General features: G+C 43.2%; 24 protein-coding genes. 9 read left to right on the top strand and 15 right to left on the bottom strand.

All coding sequences use genetic code 11. The features are described from left to right. Positions 1 to 47 precede the first annotated feature (47 nt). The 3 genes from C7H79_RS06515 to C7H79_RS06505 form a co-directional block, all read right to left on the bottom strand. Positions 48 to 854 carry a CbbQ/NirQ/NorQ/GpvN family protein gene (locus tag C7H79_RS06515; RefSeq protein WP_106706490.1) on the bottom strand — a complete coding sequence of 269 codons (807 nt, stop codon included), beginning with the start codon at positions 852 to 854 and terminating at the stop codon, positions 48 to 50. Positions 855 to 960: 106 nt separating this feature from the next. Next, entirely contained in the window at positions 961 to 1,317 is a 357-nt protein-coding gene (locus C7H79_RS06510) for a ribulose bisphosphate carboxylase small subunit (protein WP_106706489.1), read from the bottom strand. A 79-nt stretch (positions 1,318 to 1,396) separates the two neighbouring features. Next, positions 1,397 to 2,818 carry a form I ribulose bisphosphate carboxylase large subunit gene (locus tag C7H79_RS06505; RefSeq protein ID WP_106706488.1) on the bottom strand — a complete coding sequence of 474 codons (1,422 nt, stop codon included), beginning with the start codon at positions 2,816 to 2,818 and terminating at the stop codon, positions 1,397 to 1,399. 186 nt (positions 2,819 to 3,004) lie between these two features. Here C7H79_RS06505 and C7H79_RS06500 point away from each other — a divergent pair, with 186 nt between their 5' ends. From C7H79_RS06500 to rimO, 4 genes are all read left to right on the top strand, one after another. Continuing rightward, positions 3,005 to 3,922 carry a LysR family transcriptional regulator gene (locus C7H79_RS06500; RefSeq protein ID WP_106706487.1) on the top strand — a complete coding sequence of 306 codons (918 nt, stop codon included), beginning with the start codon at positions 3,005 to 3,007 and terminating at the stop codon, positions 3,920 to 3,922. 884 nt (positions 3,923 to 4,806) lie between these two features. Then, positions 4,807 to 5,415: a DUF1003 domain-containing protein gene (locus C7H79_RS06495; protein ID WP_242447175.1), complete on the top strand. Its 609-nt coding sequence runs from the start codon at positions 4,807 to 4,809 to the stop codon at positions 5,413 to 5,415. 19 nt (positions 5,416 to 5,434) lie between these two features. After that, complete coding sequence (locus tag C7H79_RS06490; RefSeq protein ID WP_106706485.1) at positions 5,435 to 5,659, top strand: hypothetical protein; 225 nt, start codon at positions 5,435 to 5,437, stop codon at positions 5,657 to 5,659. A 195-nt stretch (positions 5,660 to 5,854) separates the two neighbouring features. After that, positions 5,855 to 7,219: a 30S ribosomal protein S12 methylthiotransferase RimO gene (gene rimO, locus C7H79_RS06485; RefSeq protein WP_106706484.1), complete on the top strand. Its 1,365-nt coding sequence runs from the start codon at positions 5,855 to 5,857 to the stop codon at positions 7,217 to 7,219. A gap of 159 nt (positions 7,220 to 7,378) precedes the next feature. On the opposite strand, the gene truB is transcribed toward rimO, so the two are convergent. The 5 genes from truB to rimP form a co-directional block, all read right to left on the bottom strand. Then, positions 7,379 to 8,338, bottom strand: coding sequence for a tRNA pseudouridine(55) synthase TruB (gene truB, locus C7H79_RS06480; protein ID WP_106706483.1), 960 nt, complete (start codon positions 8,336 to 8,338; stop codon positions 7,379 to 7,381). Positions 8,339 to 8,379: 41 nt separating this feature from the next. Then, complete coding sequence (gene rbfA / locus C7H79_RS06475) at positions 8,380 to 8,763, bottom strand: 30S ribosome-binding factor RbfA (RefSeq protein ID WP_106706482.1); 384 nt, start codon at positions 8,761 to 8,763, stop codon at positions 8,380 to 8,382. Between the two features lie 25 nt (positions 8,764 to 8,788). Next, a complete protein-coding gene (gene infB, locus C7H79_RS06470; protein ID WP_106706481.1) occupies positions 8,789 to 11,452 on the bottom strand; it encodes a translation initiation factor IF-2 in 2,664 nt (887 codons plus the stop codon). A gap of 87 nt (positions 11,453 to 11,539) precedes the next feature. Then, complete coding sequence (gene nusA / locus C7H79_RS06465; protein ID WP_106706480.1) at positions 11,540 to 13,012, bottom strand: transcription termination factor NusA; 1,473 nt, start codon at positions 13,010 to 13,012, stop codon at positions 11,540 to 11,542. 23 nt (positions 13,013 to 13,035) lie between these two features. Next, positions 13,036 to 13,464: a ribosome maturation factor RimP gene (gene rimP, locus C7H79_RS06460; RefSeq protein WP_106706479.1), complete on the bottom strand. Its 429-nt coding sequence runs from the start codon at positions 13,462 to 13,464 to the stop codon at positions 13,036 to 13,038. 288 nt (positions 13,465 to 13,752) lie between these two features. Here rimP and acs point away from each other — a divergent pair, with 288 nt between their 5' ends. Both acs and C7H79_RS06450 read left to right on the top strand, forming a co-directional pair. Next, on the top strand, positions 13,753 to 15,723 hold the full coding sequence (gene acs, locus C7H79_RS06455) for an acetate--CoA ligase (protein WP_106706478.1): 1,971 nt from the start codon (positions 13,753 to 13,755) through the stop codon (positions 15,721 to 15,723). A 50-nt stretch (positions 15,724 to 15,773) separates the two neighbouring features. Beyond that, the gene (locus C7H79_RS06450; protein ID WP_106706477.1) at positions 15,774 to 16,742 is read left to right on the top strand and encodes an MBL fold metallo-hydrolase; all 969 of its coding nucleotides are present in this window, start codon (positions 15,774 to 15,776) and stop codon (positions 16,740 to 16,742) included. A gap of 98 nt (positions 16,743 to 16,840) precedes the next feature. Here C7H79_RS06450 and C7H79_RS06445 read toward each other — a convergent pair whose 3' ends face one another. Next, positions 16,841 to 17,059 (bottom strand): C4-dicarboxylate ABC transporter, encoded by a 219-nt coding sequence (locus C7H79_RS06445; protein ID WP_106706476.1) that lies wholly within the window; start codon positions 17,057 to 17,059, stop codon positions 16,841 to 16,843. Between the two features lie 107 nt (positions 17,060 to 17,166). Further along, positions 17,167 to 17,361 carry a C4-dicarboxylate ABC transporter gene (locus tag C7H79_RS06440; protein WP_106706475.1) on the bottom strand — a complete coding sequence of 65 codons (195 nt, stop codon included), beginning with the start codon at positions 17,359 to 17,361 and terminating at the stop codon, positions 17,167 to 17,169. A gap of 353 nt (positions 17,362 to 17,714) precedes the next feature. On the opposite strand from C7H79_RS06440, the gene C7H79_RS06435 reads away from it, so the two are divergent. Continuing rightward, positions 17,715 to 17,954: a hypothetical protein gene (locus C7H79_RS06435; RefSeq protein ID WP_106706474.1), complete on the top strand. Its 240-nt coding sequence runs from the start codon at positions 17,715 to 17,717 to the stop codon at positions 17,952 to 17,954. A 33-nt stretch (positions 17,955 to 17,987) separates the two neighbouring features. Beyond that, a complete protein-coding gene (locus C7H79_RS06430; protein WP_106706473.1) occupies positions 17,988 to 18,188 on the top strand; it encodes a DUF2905 domain-containing protein in 201 nt (66 codons plus the stop codon). An 11-nt stretch (positions 18,189 to 18,199) separates the two neighbouring features. Here the strand turns inward: C7H79_RS06430 and C7H79_RS06425 are convergent, their stop codons facing one another. The 4 genes from C7H79_RS06425 to C7H79_RS06410 all read right to left on the bottom strand — a co-directional run bounded on the left by C7H79_RS06425 (position 18,200) and on the right by C7H79_RS06410 (position 21,417). Beyond that, a complete protein-coding gene (locus C7H79_RS06425; protein ID WP_106706472.1) occupies positions 18,200 to 19,678 on the bottom strand; it encodes a Ni/Fe hydrogenase subunit alpha in 1,479 nt (492 codons plus the stop codon). 5 nt (positions 19,679 to 19,683) lie between these two features. Next, positions 19,684 to 20,241, bottom strand: a complete 558-nt coding sequence (locus C7H79_RS06420; RefSeq protein ID WP_197714598.1) for an NADH-quinone oxidoreductase subunit B family protein — start codon at positions 20,239 to 20,241, stop codon at positions 19,684 to 19,686. Between the two features lie 379 nt (positions 20,242 to 20,620). After that, positions 20,621 to 21,061: a DUF2231 domain-containing protein gene (locus C7H79_RS06415; RefSeq protein WP_106706471.1), complete on the bottom strand. Its 441-nt coding sequence runs from the start codon at positions 21,059 to 21,061 to the stop codon at positions 20,621 to 20,623. A 17-nt stretch (positions 21,062 to 21,078) separates the two neighbouring features. After that, positions 21,079 to 21,417, bottom strand: coding sequence for a hypothetical protein (locus tag C7H79_RS06410; RefSeq protein ID WP_106706470.1), 339 nt, complete (start codon positions 21,415 to 21,417; stop codon positions 21,079 to 21,081). Between the two features lie 120 nt (positions 21,418 to 21,537). Here C7H79_RS06410 and C7H79_RS06405 point away from each other — a divergent pair, with 120 nt between their 5' ends. Beyond that, complete coding sequence (locus tag C7H79_RS06405; protein ID WP_106706469.1) at positions 21,538 to 22,182, top strand: helix-turn-helix transcriptional regulator; 645 nt, start codon at positions 21,538 to 21,540, stop codon at positions 22,180 to 22,182. A gap of 54 nt (positions 22,183 to 22,236) precedes the next feature. Here C7H79_RS06405 and smbP read toward each other — a convergent pair whose 3' ends face one another. Further along, positions 22,237 to 22,590, bottom strand: a complete 354-nt coding sequence (gene smbP, locus C7H79_RS06400) for a small metal-binding protein SmbP (RefSeq protein ID WP_106706468.1) — start codon at positions 22,588 to 22,590, stop codon at positions 22,237 to 22,239. Positions 22,591 to 22,650 lie beyond the last annotated feature (60 nt).

Here is a 22,650-nt window from a genome sequence, read left to right as displayed (position 1 = left end):
GCTTATCTTCAAAAACAATCAATCGATTTGTTAAATTTGGAAACTGTTTAATTAAAAAAAGTGCTAACCGCTGCGTCCAGTGCATCACGCATATCAGGATCGTCAGTAATTGGTCGCACCAATGCGACGCGGCAGGCTGCTTGGGCATCAACTTTCTTGGTGATCAAGCTGCCGGCATAAATCAGCATACGCGTTGAAATACCTTCATCCAGGCCATGTCCTTTGAGATTGCGTGCACGTTCGGCGATGGATACTAATTTTTCGGCGATATCAGAAGGAACGCCTGATTCATGCGCGACAATCGCGCTTTCGATATCATGGCTGGGATAATTGAAGTCCAGCGCCCCGAAACGTTGTTTGGTGGATTGCTTCAAGTCCTTCATCAGGCTTTGGTAGCCAGGATTGTAAGAAATGACAATTTGGAAGTCGGCGTGGGCATGAATGAGTTCGCCTTTTTTTTCTAATGGCAGCACACGACGATTGTCCGTTAACGGATGAATGACGACCGTAGTGTCTTGACGTGCTTCGACCACTTCATCCAGATAGCAGATTGCGCCGTAACGTGCAGCTACTGCCAACGGCCCATCCTGCCAGCTTGTGCCATTAGCATCTAGCAGAAAACGTCCCACCAAATCTGAAGCTGTCATGTCTTCGTTACAAGCAACGGTAATCAGTGGTTTTTTTAATTTCCAGGCCATGTACTCAACAAAACGAGTTTTTCCACAGCCGGTTGGGCCTTTCAGCATCATGGGCATGCGTACAGAATAGGCCGCTTCATATAATTTCACCTCATCAGCTACAGGATGGTAATAGGGCTCAGTGGTTACATGGTATTGATCAATGATTTTGCTCATGATGAACTCCTGTTATTGCTATCTGAAAAGTATTTTATTTTGATCAAAAAAAAACCCCCGATCCTGTTACAGGTGAGGGGGCTCCTGGGTACGAAACCCGTTGTGTCTAAACAGTCTTGCCGCGATATATCACCATGGCCGTGCCTTGTGACTGGTTGAAATTGTTGTAGCCAATCAAGCGCACATGATTATTCGGATTAGCTTTATGGCACGCGGCAGCCTCAGCCAGCACCCGCTCCACATCAGTTTCACCAAACATGGGCAGCTTCCACATATACCAGTAAGAGTCCATTATATATTCAGGCTCTGTATGCTCAATGGCTGGATTCCAGCCTTTACTGATTAAATACTCCACTTGTTTCTTAATATCTTTGTCAGCCATGGCAGGCAGGTATGAAAATGTTTCGAACTTGCGGCTTGCTGGATCACTGACTCGTGATTTGTAATCTATTACTTCGGTCATAATTTATTCCTCATTTTTAGAGAGATGAAGAAGAAAAGCATGGTGAACCATCAGCCCTTCTCCTTCAGTTATGCATTGCTTACTTGTGGGCTACATCTAGCTTGTCAACAGTATCAAACTCGAACTTAATCTCTTTCCATGTTTCCATGGCAATTTTTAGTTCAGGACTGCTTTTGGCTGCCTTGGTCAGAATAGTTTTGCCTTCTTTTTCGATTTCAACACCTTGGTTACGTGCTTCTACGCAGGCTTCTAATGCGACCCGGTTAGCAGCAGCACCAGCAGCGTTACCCCATGGATGGCCCAAGGTACCACCGCCAAACTGCAAGCAGGCATCGTCACCGAAGATCGCGACCAGTGCAGGCATATGCCAAACGTGAATACCACCTGAAGCAACCGGGAATACTCCTGGCATAGATCCCCAGTCCTGGTCGAAGAACAAACCGCGACTGCGGTCTTCCTTGATGAATTTATCGCGCATGGTATCGATCCAGCCAAGAGTTGCTGCGCGGTCACCTTCCAGTTTGCCGACCACAGTACCTGAATGCAGGTGATCGCCACCCGATAAACGAAGCACCTTGGTTAAGACGCGGAAGTGAATACCATGATGCGGATTGCGATCGAGCACAGCGTGCATAGCGCGGTGAATGTGCAGCAGCATTCCATTGTTGCGGCACCAGTTTGCCAGACCCGTATTGGCTGTCAAACCACCCGTTAAGTAGTCATGCATGATGATTGGCGCGCCTAATTCCTTAGCAAACTCTGCGCGTTTATACATTTCTTCTGGAGTGGGCGCGGTTACGTTAAGATAGTGGCCTTTACGTTCCCCGGTTTCTCGCTCGGCTTTCTGGCAAGCTTCCACCACGAATTCAAAACGATCGCGCCAGCGCATGAAAGGTTGGCTGTTAATGTTCTCATCGTCCTTAGTCAGATCCAAGCCGCCGCGCAGACATTCGTATACGGCACGGCCGTAGTTCTTTGCAGATAGACCGAGTTTAGGCTTAATGGTACATCCCAATAGCGCGCGGCCATACTTATTAAAGCGATCGCGTTCCACTTGAATACCTGCAGGAGGTCCACCGCAGGTTTTGACATAAGCAATCGGGAAACGGACATCTTCCAAACGCAATGCACGCAGTGCTTTAAAACCAAATACGTTACCTACGAGCGAGGTTAATACGTTAACTACAGAACCTTCTTCAAACAAATCGATTGGGTAAGCTATGAAAGCATAAAAACAAGTGTCGTCTCCAGGCACGTCTTCAATCTTATAAGCACGCCCTTTGTAGTAATCTAAATCGGTCAGCAGATCGGTCCATACCGTAGTCCAGGTGCCTGTAGAAGATTCTGCAGCTACAGCGGCTGCTACTTCTTCACGAGGTACTCCGGGTTGTGGCGTAATTTTAAAACAAGCCAGAATATCTGTATCTAATGGGGTGTAATCAGGGGTCCAGTAAGTTTGTCGATATTCTTTTACACCTGCATTATATGTTTTTACTGCCATAATTTTTCTCCAGTTAAATTCCACTCAACTTCAGTCAACAGCTCGGACAGAAACGAGAGGAGGTTGCGTTACAAACAACACATATGACTACTTAAAACGATGGATCAACTATAACGTTATTTATATATAAGGACAAATCAATAATATTGATATGTATAATAAGGTTTTACTTATATTATTCTATACATGCTGCATCTTACATTACGTCAATTGCAAGTATTTGAATCGGTTGCTCGGCACCTGAGTTATTCGCGTGCGGCTGATGAGCTTTATTTGACCCAACCTGCTGTTTCTATGCAGATTAGACAATTGGAAAACAACATTGGCGTACCATTATTAGAGCAACTTGGTAAACGAATTTATCTGACCGAAGCAGGGCGTGAACTGTATCATTACAGTCGATTAATTGCCCAGCAATTATCGGATATGGAAGTGGCATTAGATGAATTAAAAGGGATGGAGCGTGGCAAGCTAAATATTTCAGTTGTCACTACGGCGAATTATTTCGCGCCACATTTATTAGCTAAATTCTGCCAGCGTTACCAAGGTGTTACAGTGAGTTTAAATGTTTCTAATCGTGAAGCAGTTTTAAAACAATTGGCGGATAATTTGATTGATCTTGCGATCATGGGGCAGCCTCCCGAGAATCTGGATATTGACAGTGAATCTTTCATGGAGAATCCATTGGTTGTTGTGGCGCCACCGGATCATCCATTGTGTAGTGAGCGATTTATTCCGGTAGAACGATTGGCCGAGGAGATCTTTTTAGTGCGGGAATCCGGTTCCGGCACACGCAGTGCCATGGAACGCTTTTTCGCCGCACATAAAATCACGATCAATAAAGGCATGGAAACAGACACGACTGAAGCTATCAAACAAGCTGTGCAAGCAGGCATGGGTTTGGGCATTATGTCGCAGCATACTGCGGAACTGGAAATTGAAACGAATCGGTTGAAAATTCTGGATGTTCAAGGTTTTCCCATTGTGCGTTATTGGCATGTCGTAAATCGGAAAAATAAACGTTTATCCAGTGTTGCAAATGCATTTAGAGTGTTCTTGCTGAAAGAAGCAGAAAAACTGATGCTAGCTTCAAAGCGATCATAATATTTTATGGCTCTATGTCATTTGCAGTTTAATTAGGGAATGAATCAAACTTGTATTGATTAATCCCGAGAGTAGTTCGATTTTCCTTATCTGTCGGTTGAAACATTAGCAAAATTCATTGAGTTACAGGTGTAATATATTGTGACGATACGCCGTGCTATATACCCGACAAATAAGCCTTGAGGTTGCCGATGACTATTTTATAACCAAGGTAATCATTGCCTGCTTTTTTCGGGAGGGGTCACATGTGCGGGATGACCCTGCGTTTCACTAATCTCTGCTACTAAACGCAATGCACTGCTGCGCATCTGTTGATCAGGAGAAAGATGTTGTTTGACAGGCCGTTGAAAACCATCTGCGTTTCTGATACGGTGTTATAACAGGCCCAAAATGCCCGTTTATTAAGTACAAACTGCGCTTTTTTGCCTGTTTCTGCCTTGTATCAACTGTTTCGAAAACGTTTTTCCTACGGCCTGTTAACTGTAGTTCATGATATGTTGATTTGTTAGGATAAACGCAGTGAAGACAACGGAAATCTTGAGACCAGTGTTACCAAAACAACGGGTTAGTGCACAGGCCCACTCTGTTTTATATCGCTTTTGCGAATCCTGCAAGTTAGTCTCTTTCCTTTTCATTACCAGAATTAATATCTTATTCAACTTTATAAAGAGGTGAGAAAAACTGAAAATGGCTCGTCAGCATATAATACTTTGACTAAAGATGAATTATCGCTCATTCTTAAGACGTACGAATTTTCCGGCTATTAGTTAAGTATAGTGCTAATGATTAATCTACCCTAGATTGATAAAACTGCTTTCGACGTGAGTAAATCTACTACAGTAATTGTTAATTTGTGGTGCGGGTTAAGTGCACTATTGATTTTAATGGTTGATTTTATAACCCCACTGGGTATTGCCAGTGGAGTCCCCTATATCATTGTAATCTTAATTTCATTAAAATCACCTTACAAACGCTTCACCATAGCGGCCGCAATGCTATGTACCGTACTAGTTTGGATCGGATATGTAGGATCGCCGCCAGGTGATGTCGATACATATCAAATTTATATCAATCGTTTTCTGAGTATTTTGGCAATCTGGGTCACAACCATTTTGACATTGTCGCAGCGCGACAGCATTAACCAATTACATCAAGAGCGACTAAGAAACTTACAGTCGAGAATAGAAACAGAGATTCAGCAAGAAAAATTAAAAATGCTCAAAGCGACTATGAGAACGGTACATGATATTATTGGCAATTTCTTGAACAATCTACATTTCTTCAAATTGGAGATTGATAGAAATAGTACGCTGTCAGCCGAGTCAATCAAAAAGCTTGATCAATTGACTCAGGAAACAACGCAGCGATTAGACAAATTAGCAAGTGTGGATGAAATACGCGAAAAAAAGATGGCGGGAGATATGGTTGGTATCGATTATGAACTCACACCTAAAGGTGAAGAAACGACTGGTACGCAAAATAAGCTGGTGTAATAAATAAAGAGGATGAATAATGGCAGGGCAGGGATCGGGTGGAAATGTTATAGCTGCAGTATGCAGTTTTTTTATACCGGGATTAGGACAGTTAGTACAGGGGCGTTTGCTGCCAGCTTTTTTGTTTTTTGTTATTTGTGGTACTGGCTATTTTTTTGCGGTACTGATTATTCCCGCAGTAATTGCCGGAATTTTTCATCTCTGGTCGATTATTGATGCAGCCAGATTTATCGGATCTAGGTAATCAATCCTCGTTGAAGCTCTAATTAGTCTCTCGATGGCTCTTTTCGAGTCTGTAGCATGTATGACTCAATTGTCACCCCTTTCTAAAAGATTATATGGTTACTTTTTATTGCGGAATGACAGAAAAGAATTGTTTTAATTCGTATTCAGATACAATTCGATGTTTTCACAATAGCTATTCCAAACTAAATATTTTATGTCGTCAGCTAAGCAGGTTTCACAGAAAGTTGGTTTCGTCTCTCTAGGGTGTCCCAAGGCCCTGGTTGACTCCGAGCAAATATTGACTCAGTTACGTGCCGAAGGTTATGAAATATCGGCTTCATACCAAGATGCCGATCTGGTCGTGGTCAATACGTGCGGGTTTATTGATAGTGCTGTTGAAGAATCTCTGGATGCCATTGGTGAAGCTCTGGCAGAAAATGGTAAAGTGATAGTGACAGGCTGCCTCGGCGCTAAAGAAGATGGTGATGTGGTCAAAAAAGCGCACCCTCAAGTGCTGGCAGTTACCGGACCTCATGCATTGCCGGAAGTCATGTCCGCTATACATACGCATTTGCCGCAACCCCATGATCCTTATATTAGCTTGATTCCACCGCAGGGAGTTCGGTTAACACCGAAACATTATGCGTATGTGAAAATTTCCGAGGGATGTAATCATCGGTGCACGTTTTGTATTATCCCGTCAATGCGTGGTGATTTGGTTAGCCGTCCAATTCATCAGGTGATGCAGGAAGCCGAACACTTAGTTAATGCCGGTGTTAAAGAATTATTGATTATTTCGCAAGATACCAGTGCATACGGCGTTGACGTGAAATATCGAACTGGTTTTTGGCAAGGGAGGCCAGTGAGAACACGCCTAACCGAGCTTACGCAGGCCTTGGGGTCGTTGGGTGTGTGGGTGCGGTTGCACTATGTTTATCCTTATCCGCATGTGAATGAAGTCATTCCGCTGATGGCCGATGGAAAAATTTTACCTTATTTAGATGTGCCGTTCCAGCATGCAAGTCCACGCATTCTGAAAATGATGAAGCGGCCGGCAAGTGTTGAGAATAATTTGGCGCGAATTCAACAATGGCGGAAAATTTGTCCTGATATTACATTGCGGAGTACCTTCATTGTCGGCTTTCCGGGTGAAACAGAGGCGGAATTTGAAGATCTTTTAGACTTTTTACAGGAAGCGCAATTGGATCGAGTCGGTTGCTTTACGTATTCTCCAGTTGAGGGTGCTGTTGCCAATCAATTGCCTGATCACATACCCGAGGCAATCAAACAAGAGCGTCGAGCACGTTTCATGCATAGACAGGAAGAGATCAGCCGCCTTCGATTGGCTGCGAAAGTAGGCCAAAAAATGACGGTCATGATTGACGAATTGACTGAGAATGAGGTGATTGCTCGTAGTAGTGCGGATGCGCCGGAAATTGATGGATTGGTTTATGTAAAAAATGCCGAACAGATGCAGCCCGGTGATTTCATCGAAGTTCAAGTTACTGGCTCGGATGCACATGATTTATTTGCTGTTGCGCTAGATAGTGATACTTCACGTCATAGCAGCGCTCACTAAATTAATAAATGTAATCTGATACCAGACTCAACAACTGAGCTTATGAATCATTAAGAGAAAATTATCGCACCTAAATACAAGTTGATTTTGAAGCTATCTTGTCACATCGGTAACGAGATTGCTGACGTAATTGATCTGTTAAGAACAAAAAATTTTACCTTATCCGGGAAGATTCTGTGCTGCATATTCTAGTAAATAAGCATCTGAAAGCAACCGCTTGGGTGCGATTGTTTGTTCTGTTGTAATTTCTCCCAGCCCCAAGAATTGATGCTGCTCGGTATATAATCGTACTAGTCTTTCATCCTTCTTCGTTATATGGATGTCTGATGGACATAAAATGTTGCGGCCCTGCTGTATATGTAAAGCACCTAATTGGTCTAAAATGACTGATGGATAATCTTGTAACAAATAATCGATAGGGAATAATGAATTGTCCCGCTCAGGTACGCTCATATTTTCAAGCGCGATTAAGGAGTGTGCTAGTGATAGATCAAAACGATTAATTACAGTACGGCGTAAACCAGTCAAATAAGCACCGCCGTATCCAAGTGCTTTGCCAATGTCTTCAGCAAGTACCCGGATGTAAGTGCCAGTGCCGCATTGAATTTCTAACTGCAATTCATTTTGGCTAAGTGACTGAATTTGAATTCCATGAATGACTATTTCGCGTTCCTGACGCTCAATGACTTCACCATTTCTTGCATAAGAATAGAGTGGTTTACCCTGATGTTTAAGTGCGCTAAACATAGGAGGTACTTGTTTTGTTTTGCCGATGAATTGCGTAAGTGTCTGTTGACACTCATGTAATGTCGGATTCTGAGCAATTGTTGTAACCTGAGTGATTATGCCTTCCGCATCCCCTGTAGTGCTTATATAGCCAACTTTCAATGTTGCTTCATAGGTTTTGTTGGCGTTCAGCAATATCGACGAGAACTTGGTGGCTTCACCAAAACAAATCGGGAGTAATCCGGTTGCCATAGGATCCAGTGTGCCGGTATGCCCACATTTGGCAGCAAAGAAGAAATTTTTTGCTATTTGTAATGCCTTATTGGATGAAATTCCATAGGGCTTATCCAATAATAAAACGCCACTAATATTACGTTTTCTTGGTTTACTCAAATTATTCAATGAAATGTTTACAACTAATCAATTGAAATTGATTAGTTGTCTGAATCTGTTTGATGGATGTCTTTTTCTTGAGCAATGGCTTCATCGATTAATTTTGACAAGCGGAAGCCACGCTCAACCGACTCATCATAAACAAAATGTAATTGTGGTACAACGCGGAGTTTCATACGGTGAGATAAGTTTGAGCGCAAAAAACCTTTAGCGTGCTCCAGACCTTTCTCTATCAGAAAATTTTCATCCCGCTGAACTAATGTGGTGTAAAAAATCTTGGCGTGACTATAATCACGAGTTACTTCGACGGCCGTAATTGTAATATGCTTGACGCGCGGGTCCTTGATTTCATTTTGTATTAAGTCAGCTATTTCGCGCTGTATTTGGTCAGCAATTCGTAAGCTACGGGAAAAATCTCTGGACATGTGCTATAGGTCGTATAAACGCTCGTTACAGGAAACGTGCAGTTTCGACAATTTCATAGATTTCCAATTGATCGCCTACTTGAATATCATTAAAATTCTTGAGCGATAAACCACATTCAAAGCCTTCTCTAACTTCTTTCACATCATCTTTAAAACGCTTCAGTGAATCCAGCTCGCAACTATGGATTACCAAGCCATCTCGCAGTACTCTGACCAATGAATTTTTTTTGACAGTGCCATCCAAGACGTAACATCCTGCGACTACACCAACTTTAGGTATGCGATAAACTTCACGAATGTCAATCAAACCCAGGATGCTTTCTTTACGTTCAGGCGACATCAATCCTGAGAGTGCCGCTTTTATCTCATCGACTGCTTCATAAATAATATTGTAATACCGCACATCAATGTCGTTGGACGCTATCAATTTGCGCGCACTTACATCCGCACGAACATTAAAACCGATAATCACAGCTTTTGATGCTAAAGATAGATTGACGTCTGATTCAATGATTGCCCCCACTCCGCTGTGAATGATATTGACTTTGACTTCATCGGTTGCAAGTTTTTGCAAGGCATATGCCAAAGCTTCACAGGATCCTTGAACATCAGCTTTAATGATCAGCGATAGAATTTTTACATCTTCTTGTTGATCAAAAACGTTTTCAAGTTTTGCGGCATGTTGTTTGGCAAATTTTACATCCCGGTATTTACCTTGGCGAAATAATGCAATTTCTCGTGCTTTCCGCTCATCGTCCAGCACTAGCACCGTCTCGCCAGCCTCGGGTACTTCGGATAAGCCTTGAATTTCAACTGGAATAGATGTTCCAGCTTGTTTTATGTTTTTGCCATTTTCATCGCTCATGGCCCGCACCTTGCCAAATACCGCACCCGCTATTAGTATATCGCCACGATTTAACATTCCTGATTGCACCAGGATTGTAGCGACGGGTCCACGCCCTTTATCCAAACGAGATTCAATCACAACCCCCTTGGCAGGCGTGTTGGTTGGTGCCTTGAGTTCCAATACTTCAGCTTGCAGCAATATAGCTTCCAGTAAGTTATCAATACCTTGACCGGATTTTGCCGAAACTTCAACGAACATTGTATCCCCCCCCCATTCTTCAGGCAGAACCTCGTGGGCAATCAATTCCTGCCGAATTCTTTCGGGATTTGCTTCCGGCTTGTCAATCTTATTAACTGCTACAATAATAGGCAGCTTTGCCGCTTTTGCATGATGAATAGCTTCAATAGTTTGAGGCATAACACCGTCATCTGCAGCGACTACGAGAATAACAATATCGGTAATTTTTGTGCCGCGGGCACGCATTGCGGTAAATGCTTCATGACCGGGTGTATCCAGGAAAGTAATCATGCCATGATCAGTTTCTACATGATAGGCGCCAATATGCTGGGTAATGCCTCCAGCCTCGCCCCCGGCAACACGCGTACGACGAATATAATCCAACAACGAAGTTTTTCCATGATCCACATGTCCCATAACAGTGACTACGGGAGCTCGGGCTACCAATTCGGACTCAGTTATCGAAGATTCATGATCAGTAAGGAAACTCTCTGGATTATCCATTTCGGCATATTTTGGAATATGCCCCATTTCTTCAACGACAATCATGGCAGTGTCTTGATCCAACATTTGATTGATCGTCACCATGCTGCCCATTTTCATTAATACCTTGATAACGTCAGCAGCTTTGACCGACATTTTCTGCGCAAGCCCACTCACGGATATGGTTTCCGGAACCATGATTTCGCGCACAATCGGCTCAGTCGGGGCGGAGAATCCATGAATATTTTGTTCCTCAGCAGCGTGTACAGGTTTACTATGCTTCTCTCTACGAGTTCTCCAACCCTGCCCACCGGAAAGATCGCCATGAGTTTTAACACCTCGCTTCTTGGCATTTTCATCTTTCCAAATGACTTGCTGTTTGGCTTGCTTCTTTTTCTTATCCGCTTTTTCTTCAGGCTTTACTATAGGCTTATGTAATGTGCCGTCAGTCGAGCTGGATTGTGAGTCTAAATTGCTCTGTTGCTCACTTTCATTGGTCTTTGCAGTGATTAAGTGCTCATCAGTTACAGACTTAGTCGAGTCTGATGGCTGTGATTTTATTGTAGTTGGAGTTTTATCAATAATTTTTTCCGATTCAGCTATTTTCTTTTGCGTTTGATCGGTCGTTTCTAAGTTTTTGCGTGCTCTTTTTTGTCTTACTTCTTCAGCCTGGCGAGCCATCAATTCCGCTTGTTTTCTTGCTTCTTCATTGCGTAACGCGAGTTGATCTTCATCAATCACAGATCCAGAAGCAGGTTGATTTGTAACATCTAGTGATTTGCTTGTTGTTGTCGGTATGGCATCGACATCTGCATCTGCAGCCATTGCTGGCTTCGTAAGGATGCGCCTTTTTCTGACTTCTACTTGAATGGTCCGTGCTCGGCCGGTACTGTCAGATTTTCGAATTTCAGAGGTTTGTCGGCGTGTCAGAGTAACTTTACTTTTGGTTTCGGTTGTGCCGTGTGTTTTTCTAAGATAATCAAGTAACAGTGCTTTATCTTGCTCGGTCAGACTGTCTTCGACTACCATTTTTTTTACGCCAGCAGCCCTAAGCTGCTCCAGCAGTACTGCTGGTAGCAGACCCAGTTCATTCGCAAATTGTTCCACACTCATTTGAGCCATTTATAACCTTTCAACAGTCAGAACTACAGACAGGTTTCACTATAAAATAAATAAACCGATCAATCCATTATCAACCAGTTATTAAAATTAAATAAACCATGGTTCACGTGCTTTGATAATTAATTGATTTGCACGTTCAATATCAATACCAGTTATCTCTACCAAGTCATCAGCAGCCAAATCAGCTAAATCAGCTTGAGTCTTAATACCTTTTGCTGCTAATTCTCGGATAATATTGATATCCATGCCTTCGATGGAAAGCAAATCCTCAGCAATATGTTCAACTTTTTCTTCATTAACAATAGCATCTGTTAACAATACATTTCTTGCTCGATTTCGTAACTCATTTACTGTTTCTTCATCCAAGGATTCGATTTCCAGCATCTCGTTTAACGGAACGTAGGCTACTTCTTCAATAGAAACAAAACCCTCTTGCACAAGTATTTCTGCAATTTCTTCATCAACATCCAGTTTTTGCATAAAAAGTTGACAGATTTGGGATGTTTCCTGTTCGTGTTTGGTTTTAGATTCCTCTACGGTCATGATATTGAGCTCCCAACCTGTCAGCTCGGAAGCTAATCGTACGTTTTGCCCACCCCGCCCGATAGCTTGAGCCAGGTTATCATCATCAACAACAATATCCATGCTGTGTTTTTCTTCATCAACCATGATGCTGCTGATTTCTGCGGGTGCTAGTGCATTAATTATAAAAGTGGCAGGATCATCAGCCCACAGGATGATATCAACACGCTCGCCAGCCAGTTCGCTAATAACTGCCTGCACTCGAGATCCACGCATACCAACACAGGTTCCGATTGGGTCAACACGCTGATCGTTCGATTTCACGGCAATCTTGGCGCGCGATCCGGGGTCGCGTGCTGCTGCTTTAATTTCTAATAAGCCTTCTTCAATCTCTGGTACTTCCAATTCAAATAACTTCATCAGAAATTCTGGAGAGATACGTGAGAGTTTTAGCTGAGGTCCTCTGGCAGCGCGATCAACTTTGTATAAATAGGCGCGCACACGATCACCGACACGCAAGTTTTCTTTCGGTATCATCTGGTCGCGCGGCAATTCCGCCTCAATTTTTCCTGATTCAATAATGGCATTGCCGCGTTCCATGCGTTTGATCGTGCCGTTAATTAAATAATCTTCTCGTTCAAGAAAGTCATTCAAAGTTTGTTCACGTTCCGCATCACGAATTTTTTGGAAAATTACCTGTTTTGCTGCTTGCGCTCCGATACGACCGAATTCAATGGGCTCCAGTGTTTTTTCAAGATAATCGCCGACTTGGATATTAACATCCGTTTTTATTGCTTCACTTAAAGCAATCTGACGTGCTGGATCTTCCACCGATTCGTCGCTTACAACCAGCCAACGGCGGAAAGATTGGTGATTTCCTGTTAATCTGTCGATAGCAATGCGTGTTTCAATATCTTCTTGAAACCGTTTCTTGGTAGCGGATGATAATGCAAGCTCCAGCGCTGTAAAAACAATTTCTTTTTCAACTGCTTTCTCACGCGCTAATGCATCAACTAACAGTAATATTTCGCGGCTCATAATCCTCCAGTCAAATCTCTATCCTACAATTTTGGAACCAAACGAGCTTTTCCAAGGTTACTTAATTCAATGTCTAATATCTTTCCTTCGGTTTCAAGTTTTATAATGCCATTATCCACTTCTCGTAAAATTCCAACAAAATTTTTTTGACCTTGTAAAGGGACACGCAGCTTTAATTTGACTGCTTCTCCTCTAAATCGAAGGAAATCTGCTTCTTTTCGTAAAGGTCTGTCGAGCCCCGGCGATGAAACTTCTAATCGACCATAATCAATATTCTCAACCACCAGTAATCGGCTCAAGTGATTGCTGATGGTCACGCAATCATCAATGCATATGCCTCCTGCCTTATCTACAAATATTCTTAGCAATTTGTTGTGTGCTGATCGCTCCACTTCAACCAACTCATAGCCCATGCCTTCCAGAGTTGATTCCAGTAATTCTTCCAGTGCCATAGCTCCACCACAAATAAAAAATGGGCTGAAAAAGCCCACCCCAACTACTACGTTAATTTTAACAAATATTTATAAAATATGAAACATAAACTTACTTCGAAAATGGCAGTGCCTTAGCGATTTTCGGCGTTATTGTTCGTGTTTCTGCTTTCAGCCAATTTGAGAGATTCCATAAGCTATGCGCAATTTGCTATCTCTAAAAATAAGAGTTCCGTATCGATTGGGAGCCAATGATACAATCCTGATCCACTATATTGAAATATTTAGTACTGAAACTGGAGATTAAGCATGTCGACCATTGAATCAATATTAAATGAGGCTCGAGTTTTTCCACCATCTGACGCGTTTGCCAGCAAAGCTAACATACCCAGTTTCCAGGCATATGAAGCTTTATGTGCGGAAGCTGAACAGGATTATCAGAAATTTTGGGCAAATCGAGCAAGAGAACAAATCGTATGGCATAAGCCTTTTACGCAAGTACTGAATGATCAGAAAGCACCGTTTTTTGAATGGTTCGGCGATGGTGAGTTAAACGTTTCTTATAATTGTCTTGATCGACATTTGGAAAAGCAAGGCGATAAAATCGCCATCATTTTTGAATCCGATGACGGTGAAGTAATACGAACAACATACCATGACCTTCATCAACGAGTTTGTCAGCTTGCCAATGCATTGAAATCACAAAATATCAGAAAAGGTGATCGAGTTGTCATATATATGCCAATGCGCACTGAAGCGGTTATTGCGATGCAGGCTTGCGCGCGCATTGGCGCAATTCATTCGGTGGTGTTTGGTGGTTTTTCGGCCAAAAGCCTGCATGAACGCATCCATGATGCCGGTGCAGTTGCAGTTATTACAGCCGATGAGCAGATACGCGGCGGTAAACGAAATCCACTCAAAGCAATTGTTGATGAAGCCTTGAGTAAGACTGACGATATTTCTGTGCGATTGGTTGTGATTTATCAACGAACAGGTGCGGACATAGAATTTAATCCTGCGCGTGATGTCTGGTGGCATGAGCTTACGAAAAATGCCAGCTCCCAATGTGAACCCGAATGGGTAAGTGCTGAACATCCATTGTTCACACTGTATACCTCTGGATCTACTGGCAAGCCTAAGGGTGTTCAGCACTCCAGCGCAGGGTATTTACTTGGAACTAAGGTAAGTATGCAATGGGTTTTTGACTATAAACCTACAGATGTATTTTGGTGTACTGCCGATGTTGGTTGGATTACCGGTCATAGTTATGTTGCTTATGGGCCTCTGGCGATGGGTGCTACCCAAGTGATTTTTGAAGGAATACCTACCTATCCTCATGCCGGACGTTTTTGGGAAATTATTCAGAAACATCAAGTCACGACATTTTACACGGCGCCTACTGCAATTCGGTCATTGATTAAGCTGGGTGCTGATTTGCCGGAACAATTTGAACTTTCATCATTGCGTTTGCTGGGCTCAGTAGGTGAACCGATTAATCCAGAAGCATGGATATGGTTTTATGAAAAAGTGGGGCGGTCACGTTGTCCGATTGTGGATACCTGGTGGCAAACGGAAACAGGTAGTCATACGATTGCGCCAATGCCAGGAGCGGTCGCGCTCAAACCCGGCTCATGCACTTTTCCTTTGCCAGGAATTTCCGCGGCTGTTATTGACGAAACTGGGCAGGATGTTGAAAACGGCAAGGGCGGTTTTCTAGTGATCAAAAAACCTTTTCCTTCGCAAGTACGTACTCTCTGGAGTGATCCGGAACGTTTCAGAACGACTTATTTTCCAGACGAAATTTGTCACGGAAAATATTATCTGGCGGGTGATTCCGCGTATCGTGATAAGGAGGGTTATTTCTGGATCATGGGGCGTGTTGACGATGTGCTGAACGTATCAGGACACAGGTTGGGAACGATGGAAATTGAATCGGCGCTAGTAGCGCATCCATTAGTTGCGGAGGCCGCTGTGGTTGGCAAGCCGCATGAAGTTAAGGGAGAGTCCGTAATAGCTTTTGTGGTGTTAAAAGGTCAATATCCGCATGGAAAGGAAATTGAGCAGATTGCCCATACTTTGCGCGAATGGGTAGCCAAAGAGATTGGCCCAATTGCGAAACCTGATGAAGTTCGCTTTGGAGAAAATCTACCAAAAACCCGATCTGGTAAAATTATGCGCCGACTGTTGCGCACACTTGCCAAAGGCGAAGAAATTACTCAGGATATTTCCACGCTGGAAAATCCAGCGATTCTGGAACAATTAAAATATCCAACAAAATAACGTTCTAAATCGCAATGTACGCGTAAGTTTTACGAAAAAACCGGAGAGATATGTCATTATCACTTGTTACCGATTATAAATATGGGATCAGTGCCATTGATGCACAGTTTCACCGTCCTGGACGAGCAGCGATACATTTGATTGTCGAAAAGGGAGTGGCCGCATTAGTGGACACAGGCACATCTTTTTCCATTCCAGGTGTGGTTGCAGCACTCAAGCAAAAGAATATTGCTACTGAAGACTTGGCCTATGTAATTTTGACACATATTCATCTCGATCATGCTGGCGGCGCAAGTGAATGCATGCGACTTTTTCCGCGTGCCAAGCTAGTTGTCCATCCCCGTGGAGCAAGCCATATGGCAAATCCGGCACGACTCGTTGCCGGTGCAATGAGTGTTTATGGAGAAGCTGAATTTAAGCGTGTGTATGGTGAGATTATTCCGATTGATGTCGAACGGATTGTGGAAGCGCCTGACGAGAGTCGAATTGATCTCAATGGGCGCTCGTTATTGTTTCTCGACACGCCGGGTCATGCACGTCATCATAATTGCATCTATGATGAACGCAGCCAGTCTTTTTTTACGGGCGATACTTTTGGAGTTTCGTATCGTGAGTTCGATGTGGATGGAAGAGAATTTGTCTTTCCGACTACCTCGCCTGTGCAATTTGATCCTGTAGCGGCACATGCATCAATTGACCGCATTATAAGCTATCAGCCGCATTATGCGTATTTGACGCATTACAGTCAGATCGGTAGTTTAGAAAAACATGCGCAATCACTGCATGATTTGATTGATGCGCACGTTGAAATTGCACAACGCGCAAAAAATAATGGAACTGATAGAAAGGCAATCATTTCCAAAGCATTAAGCGAATTGCTGTTGAAAAAGTTGTCAGAACACGGTTGTCAATTACCGTTGCCTGAAATCAATGAGCTTCTGAGTTCGGACATTCGGTTGAATGCACAAGGATTGATCCATTGGCTTGATCAGCCATCTGAAAGATTCAAGCAACTATGATTCATCCAACTTAATTGATGTTCAGGGTTCTGAATAAATTAAAGAGATGGGGTTAATGCAAAATATTCAATTGCTTTAGCCCCATTAAATTGGAGAGTTTATGCAATAACTTTTTTGCTCGGGTAGTATGTTCTGGTTTTTGATGTGTTACTTAGCATGACAATTACCAGATAATTGATGTACAAAATTGCGCCGAGAATTATATCAGAAATAACCCACTGCGTCATAGATTCCGGTAAGTCAAACACCGACAGAATACCGAAAAATGTGGCTGTAATGACTACTGCTGAAATTGCAAAAATTTGACTTGTTTTCATAAAATCTCCTTTTAGGTAAAGATTATTAAAATTGCGTGTTAAGCGAATCTCACACTAGGTGTAGTGTCGTTATTCTCTTAACACGCTTTCTTGTGCCGATTTTTAAATCAACGCATTCTTGGCTTGGAAGGTCCTTGGAATACACCTATTGCTAGGTAGCTTATATAAAGGATGATTGCAAGCGCACCATCAGTGATTATCCATTCCAGAATTGATTGTGGTAATCCAAGCATCGCTACGATTCCAAAAAATATCCCGACAATGACTAAAGCCGTGATAGCAAAAACTTGATTGGTAGTCATGAGCATCTCCTTGCTTAAAAATTATTGAAATTGAAAAAATATATTGTACTGCTTATGACGGATAACTTCACAAAAAGTTCACACATATTTCACACTTATTTCACAATAATTTTTGAAAGGCTTGAACCTAACAGGCCGTTGAAAAACTATCTGCGTTACTGTTACGGTGTTAACAACAGGCTCAAAATACTCATTTATTAAGCATAAACTGAGCTTTCTCGCCTGTTTTTGCCTTGTATCAGTCGTCTCGATAACGTATTTCAACGTCTTGCTAGTTTGGCCATGTAACGATTCGTTGTTGAATTTGATAACGAAAGACTTATATCAATTAACTCAAGTATTTTATTAAAAACATGATTATCTTCTGGAACGCATCTGCAATTGACTTTACCCGTGCAAAGTTCTCGGCACGTATGTTGTATTTGAACTGGACCGGGAAGACTATCCGCTTTCGTGACGAGCTATGGCAAATCATATCTATGGTTGTTAGGAAGCACAGCCGGGGTTACGAAGAATTGAACGATTGGTTTGAGCAACAATCCGATGCATTGAGTTTTTCAACTGATCAGTTGATCTTTCCACAACAAGATTGAATCGATTTAATTAATTTGATTACAATATACGCCATGCAACAATTATTTATTTCCCTAGGAATCCTGCTACTTGTTTTGGGCTTATTGTGGCCTTGGTTGTCGCAATTGCCATTAGGTCGCTTGCCTGGCGATATTCATATTGAACGCGAGAATTTCAGCTTTTATTTTCCGTTAATGACAGGATTGTTGTTCTCGGCAGTGTTGACATTGATATTGTGGTGGATACGCAAGTAAGAAATTTCCGGTTATCGGGTTATTTCTCCCGCCATTCCTTTGGTTAATTGATCGACTACACTGCCGTTCATATCCTGCAACGTGACTTGCAACGGCATTTTACCCAGTGCATGTGTGGCACAGGAAAGGCAAGGATCATATGCGCGTACCGCTACTTCGAGATGATTTAATAATGCTTCGGTGATTTCCTGGCCATCCAGATATTGATTCGCAACGGCGCGTATCGATTCATTCATGGCTTGGTTGTTGCTGGTGGTTGATACGATAAGATTGGCTTGGGTGATCAAGCCTTCTGCGTTGACCTGATAGTGATGGAACAGCGTGCCGCGCGGTGCTTCGATGACACCGATGCCTTGCGACTGGTGTTCACCTTTGTCAACCATTAATTCGGTGTCGGTGATGTCTGCATCGTGTAGCAAAGCGTGTATTGATTCGGCGCAGTGCAGTGCTTCAATCATGCGTGCCCAGTGATATGCGAGCGTATCGTGCACTAATCCGCCTTGGCCAAATGCCTTGAAACGCTGGCGGGCATTTTCGGCCAGCGGGGTAGAAATGCTATCGCAGTTATTGATGCGAGCCAGCGGACCAACGCGGTACCAGCCTTGCTCCGTGCCTAATGCGGTGAAGTAGGGGAATTTCATGTAGCTCCACGGACGCACTTCTTCACGCAGGATGTGCTGATAATCGCAGTAGTTGAATTGGTCGAAAATAACGCTGCTATCGGCGGTACGCGCGCGCAATCCTCCATGATAGAACTCCAGTTCGCCGCTGGTTCCGGTCATGCTGAGGAAATGGCTATGCAGCGTGGCGAAATCGCGATGCTCCGGGTGCTCAGTGTGAATGTGTTCGTTCAGCGACAGCGCTTCCCCGCTCCATTGCAGAATATTATCGACATCTGCGAGTAACGTATCACGTTCGGTGGGCGTCAGTGGTTTGTTCATGCCGCCTGGTACGGTGCCGGTGCCGTGAATGCGCTTGCCGGTAATGGCTTCGATGACTTGCTGGCCGAATTTGCGCAACTTGACGCCTTTCAATGCGATTTCCGGATAATGTTCCAATACACCGGCGATATTACGCTGTGCCGGGTTACTGCCGAAGCCGAATAGAAAATCAGGAGAGGAGAGATGGAAAAAATGCAGTGCATGCGATTGCAGAATCTGGCCAAAATGCAACAATCTGCGCAACTTGGTAGCTGTTGGCGTGAGTTGCTGCATCCCCACGATTTGATCCACCGCTTTGGCTGCTGCCAATTGATGGCTGACTGGGCAAATGCCGCACAACCGTTGCACAAGAAACGGAACTTCCCAATACGGACGGCCTTGGATGAATTTCTCAAAACCACGAAACTCGACAATATGCAACCGTGCCTCGACGATGTGATTGTTTTCGTCCAGCATCAGTGTGATTTTGCCGTGTCCTTCGACGCGAGTGACCGGGTCGATGGCGATGCGGCGGGTGACCGGTGGTGATGAGGATTTATCTGGTTCCATAACGATTAATCGTAATGCAACTGCGATTTTTGAATGATCGGTTTCTGTCCGGCCAATAGCGACTCCAGCAGTTGCAAGAAAGCATCGGCGGATGGTGGGCAACCGGGCAGAAAATAATCGATGTGCACCACTTCGCTGATGGGGTAGACCTTGTCCAGCAGCAGCGGCAATTCAATATCGTCGGGAATTTGAGGGTTCGTGACACCGACTCCGTTCAGATAGACTTCCTGAAGGCATTCCTGCAAGTCAAAATAATTGCGCATCGCGGGCACACCGCCATTGATCGCGCAAGCGCCGACAGCCACTAGCGTGGTGCAGTTGGCACGGAATTCGCGTAACACGTGCACATTTTCGGTTGTGCATACGCCACCTTCGATCAAACCAATGTCGCATGACCCACATTTCTTGATATCAGTGAACGGCGAACGGTCAAATTCAATTTGCTCAAGCAAGCCAGCCAAGCATTCATCCATATCCAGAAAAGACATGTGACAACCAAAGCAACCGGCCAGTGATGTGGTCGCGATTTTTATTTTGTGTTTGATGGCGTATTCAGTCGTCATTGTTCATCTTGCTGCTCGGCGATGTGTTCTTACAAACCGGTTTCCAGGATCTGTGCTATCACAACTGCACTGCTAGTTTGCCCAGCATGCTCAGATCTTAAATAATAGCATGGCAATCAAAAAGAGCTATGAAGAACTTTTCATGAATGGACTTAAAAGGGGTGGATAATCTGGTAGAGACCGCTATGTATCAATGAAGATAATCTTTCGGTCATGACGAGCAACTGATAAATTGAGAGAAAGTATAGTCTTGATCCTCTTGTTTAACCAAACTCAGAAAACCGGATGAAAGGCTATGCTGTATGTATTACAATTAGACTCTAGCGGAGCAGTCAATAAACCAGATCACAAGTATTACAAGGAAAAGTGCATTGTGCAGCTACTGATTTAATTTTTCTTTGTTTAGATAATGGATGCCAACACCATGCTCATAGACAAGTTTTCCTCCCATCCATCCTGCATAACAAAGAAAAATGAATCCAATAATGGAAAAAGAAATGGCAATTAAACCGGGCTGTTCAAGATTTGTGCCATTCAGCCGCAGAAACAAGCTGACCGCATAAAAAGACCAGCTGATCATGATAAGTATCATGTGTTGATTCGCTATCTTGATTGCAGGGCTTTGTGGGTCAATTTTTCCAAGTTCTAATAGCCCGGTCATCATAGCAAACAACGCCGTGACTGTTCCAGTGACAAGTAACACCCCAGCGACCCAACCTACTTGTTCATTTGTAAATAGACTGGCAACGTCTGCTATTGTTGCAAGAAACCAGGTTGCTATTGGAAAATGAACTAGCATCGGATGGATGGGGTGTTTCATGTTTTTACCTTTATTTATTAAATAAACAAACTCAGGAGCGTAAGGAAGCCTGCCACTGCTACGCCCGCATGGATGAGCACTACATTTTTTGGTGCAACGCTACCTTTTACATGTATTGAAGCAAGATAGAATCCACCTAATGCAGCGACAACAAGCAGGCCAAGTGCAGCCGTTAAACGCGCATCTCCTGAACCTTCCAGAACCAGCATAATCAACATGACCAAGCCTGTTGCACCTAATAAAGCATGAATAATGGATAAAGGCCACGGCGCCAACTGACCGGAAAATACTTTCATGGCTAATGCAACACCGCCGACAGCCGCAATTGCTAAAACTATGATTAAATATGTAAGCATGAATTTTCCCTCTTTCCCTATAATTAATAATGTAAGGACTTATACTTTACTTTATATTTTGAGACTTTTGCAATAAAAATATGTCAAAACTGCCAAGATCAATTTTTACAAAAATTTAAAATGTCCACTCTATCGTTTCTGGGTCAGAGTCAGCAATCATTAGTCACGGCTTTACTTCGGCACCGTAATGGACTTACGGTGGATGAGTTGTCACATTTATTATCTATCTCTCGTAATGCAGTAAACCAGCATCTATCCAGTCTTGGAAGTAGCGGTTTTATTCAGAGCGCAACACTGGAAAGTACAGGAGGCAGGCCAGGTAAAATTTATTCATTGTCTCCCAGTGGCTTAGAACTTTTCCAAAGACGCTATTCGTTTATTGCAAAGTTACTTCTTTCCTGGGTTGATAAAAATCTGGGCGAGCAGGAATCACAGCAGTGTTTGCGGTCACTTGGAGAACAAATGGCTGGAGAGTTTGAGAATCGAATGTCGAAACAGCTATCATCTGCAGACAGGCTTGGTGAAGTGGTGGCCATCATGTGTGAGCTTGGCTATGATGCAAGTGTGAAAAGGATTTCGGAGAATTATGCCGAGATTGTTGCGAATAACTGTATTTTTTATAAACTTGCTGAGGAGCACCAGGGATTTTGTGCTCTCGACCTGAGTTTCCTGGCTGCTTTGTTAAAAACTGATATTCAGCATAAAGAATGTATTGTCAAAAAGGGAAATTACTGTTGTTTTTCGATTGCGAACCATGCCGATTAGAAATTTACATATGTACCCCCGGTGATGCCGGGGGCACATGGTTTGTTGCCAAAATTAATAACTGTGTGTTCTGCCACCTGATTCATGCATATGACTGTGCGCTTCTTCCGCGTGTTTCGTTGCTTCATCGGCATGTCCCATTTCAGCATGTTTTATAGCTTCATCTAAATGTTTGACAGCTTGTTCCATATGAGCATCTGCGCCCGCTGCCAGTGCAGCTTTGGCATCATTTCTGCTTTCCTTGGCATGTTCGAGCAACTCTTTGGCATGCCCCATTTTTCCGTGCTTGATAGCTTCATCAATATGCTCCATTGCTTTCATCTTCTCAGGCGCATCCGATGCAGAGGCTTGAGCGCTCAAGAATAACGCCAATATTCCCATTGCAATAATAGTTGATATCGCTTTCATGACCATTCTCCTTATTTTGTAAAAGATAAATAATGTCAAATCATACTCGAAAAGATCGTA

The sequence above is a fragment of the Nitrosomonas supralitoralis genome (assembly GCF_003011925.2).
GTDB lineage: Bacteria > Pseudomonadota > Gammaproteobacteria > Burkholderiales > Nitrosomonadaceae > Nitrosomonas > Nitrosomonas supralitoralis.
The sequence above is the reverse complement of the archived record's forward strand: the minus strand, read 5'-3'. Positions and strand labels throughout refer to the sequence as shown.

Excerpts from the sequence above, each read along its gene's own strand:
- rimO (WP_106706484.1), top strand. The coding sequence starts at position 5,855 with ATGTCGTCAGCTAAGCAGGTTTCACAGAAAGTTGGTTTCGTCTCTCTA.
- C7H79_RS06420 (WP_197714598.1), bottom strand. The coding sequence starts at position 20,241 with ATGACGACTGAATACGCCATCAAACACAAAATAAAAATCGCGACCACA.
- C7H79_RS06440 (WP_106706475.1), bottom strand. The coding sequence starts at position 17,361 with ATGACTACCAATCAAGTTTTTGCTATCACGGCTTTAGTCATTGTCGGG.
- C7H79_RS06430 (WP_106706473.1), top strand. The coding sequence starts at position 17,988 with ATGCAACAATTATTTATTTCCCTAGGAATCCTGCTACTTGTTTTGGGC.
- C7H79_RS06490 (WP_106706485.1), top strand. The coding sequence starts at position 5,435 with ATGGCAGGGCAGGGATCGGGTGGAAATGTTATAGCTGCAGTATGCAGT.
- C7H79_RS06495 (WP_242447175.1), top strand. The coding sequence starts at position 4,807 with ATGGTTGATTTTATAACCCCACTGGGTATTGCCAGTGGAGTCCCCTAT.
- C7H79_RS06405 (WP_106706469.1), top strand. The coding sequence starts at position 21,538 with ATGTCCACTCTATCGTTTCTGGGTCAGAGTCAGCAATCATTAGTCACG.
- acs (WP_106706478.1), top strand. The coding sequence starts at position 13,753 with ATGTCGACCATTGAATCAATATTAAATGAGGCTCGAGTTTTTCCACCA.
- C7H79_RS06500 (WP_106706487.1), top strand. The coding sequence starts at position 3,005 with ATGCTGCATCTTACATTACGTCAATTGCAAGTATTTGAATCGGTTGCT.
- nusA (WP_106706480.1), bottom strand. The coding sequence starts at position 13,012 with ATGAGCCGCGAAATATTACTGTTAGTTGATGCATTAGCGCGTGAGAAA.
- C7H79_RS06425 (WP_106706472.1), bottom strand. The coding sequence starts at position 19,678 with ATGGAACCAGATAAATCCTCATCACCACCGGTCACCCGCCGCATCGCC.
- C7H79_RS06410 (WP_106706470.1), bottom strand. The coding sequence starts at position 21,417 with ATGCTTACATATTTAATCATAGTTTTAGCAATTGCGGCTGTCGGCGGT.
- C7H79_RS06510 (WP_106706489.1), bottom strand. The coding sequence starts at position 1,317 with ATGACCGAAGTAATAGATTACAAATCACGAGTCAGTGATCCAGCAAGC.
- C7H79_RS06515 (WP_106706490.1), bottom strand. The coding sequence starts at position 854 with ATGAGCAAAATCATTGATCAATACCATGTAACCACTGAGCCCTATTAC.
- infB (WP_106706481.1), bottom strand. The coding sequence starts at position 11,452 with ATGGCTCAAATGAGTGTGGAACAATTTGCGAATGAACTGGGTCTGCTA.
- C7H79_RS06435 (WP_106706474.1), top strand. The coding sequence starts at position 17,715 with ATGATTATCTTCTGGAACGCATCTGCAATTGACTTTACCCGTGCAAAG.
- C7H79_RS06505 (WP_106706488.1), bottom strand. The coding sequence starts at position 2,818 with ATGGCAGTAAAAACATATAATGCAGGTGTAAAAGAATATCGACAAACT.
- C7H79_RS06450 (WP_106706477.1), top strand. The coding sequence starts at position 15,774 with ATGTCATTATCACTTGTTACCGATTATAAATATGGGATCAGTGCCATT.
- rimP (WP_106706479.1), bottom strand. The coding sequence starts at position 13,464 with ATGGCACTGGAAGAATTACTGGAATCAACTCTGGAAGGCATGGGCTAT.
- smbP (WP_106706468.1), bottom strand. The coding sequence starts at position 22,590 with ATGAAAGCGATATCAACTATTATTGCAATGGGAATATTGGCGTTATTC.
- rbfA (WP_106706482.1), bottom strand. The coding sequence starts at position 8,763 with ATGTCCAGAGATTTTTCCCGTAGCTTACGAATTGCTGACCAAATACAG.
- C7H79_RS06445 (WP_106706476.1), bottom strand. The coding sequence starts at position 17,059 with ATGAAAACAAGTCAAATTTTTGCAATTTCAGCAGTAGTCATTACAGCC.
- C7H79_RS06415 (WP_106706471.1), bottom strand. The coding sequence starts at position 21,061 with ATGAAACACCCCATCCATCCGATGCTAGTTCATTTTCCAATAGCAACC.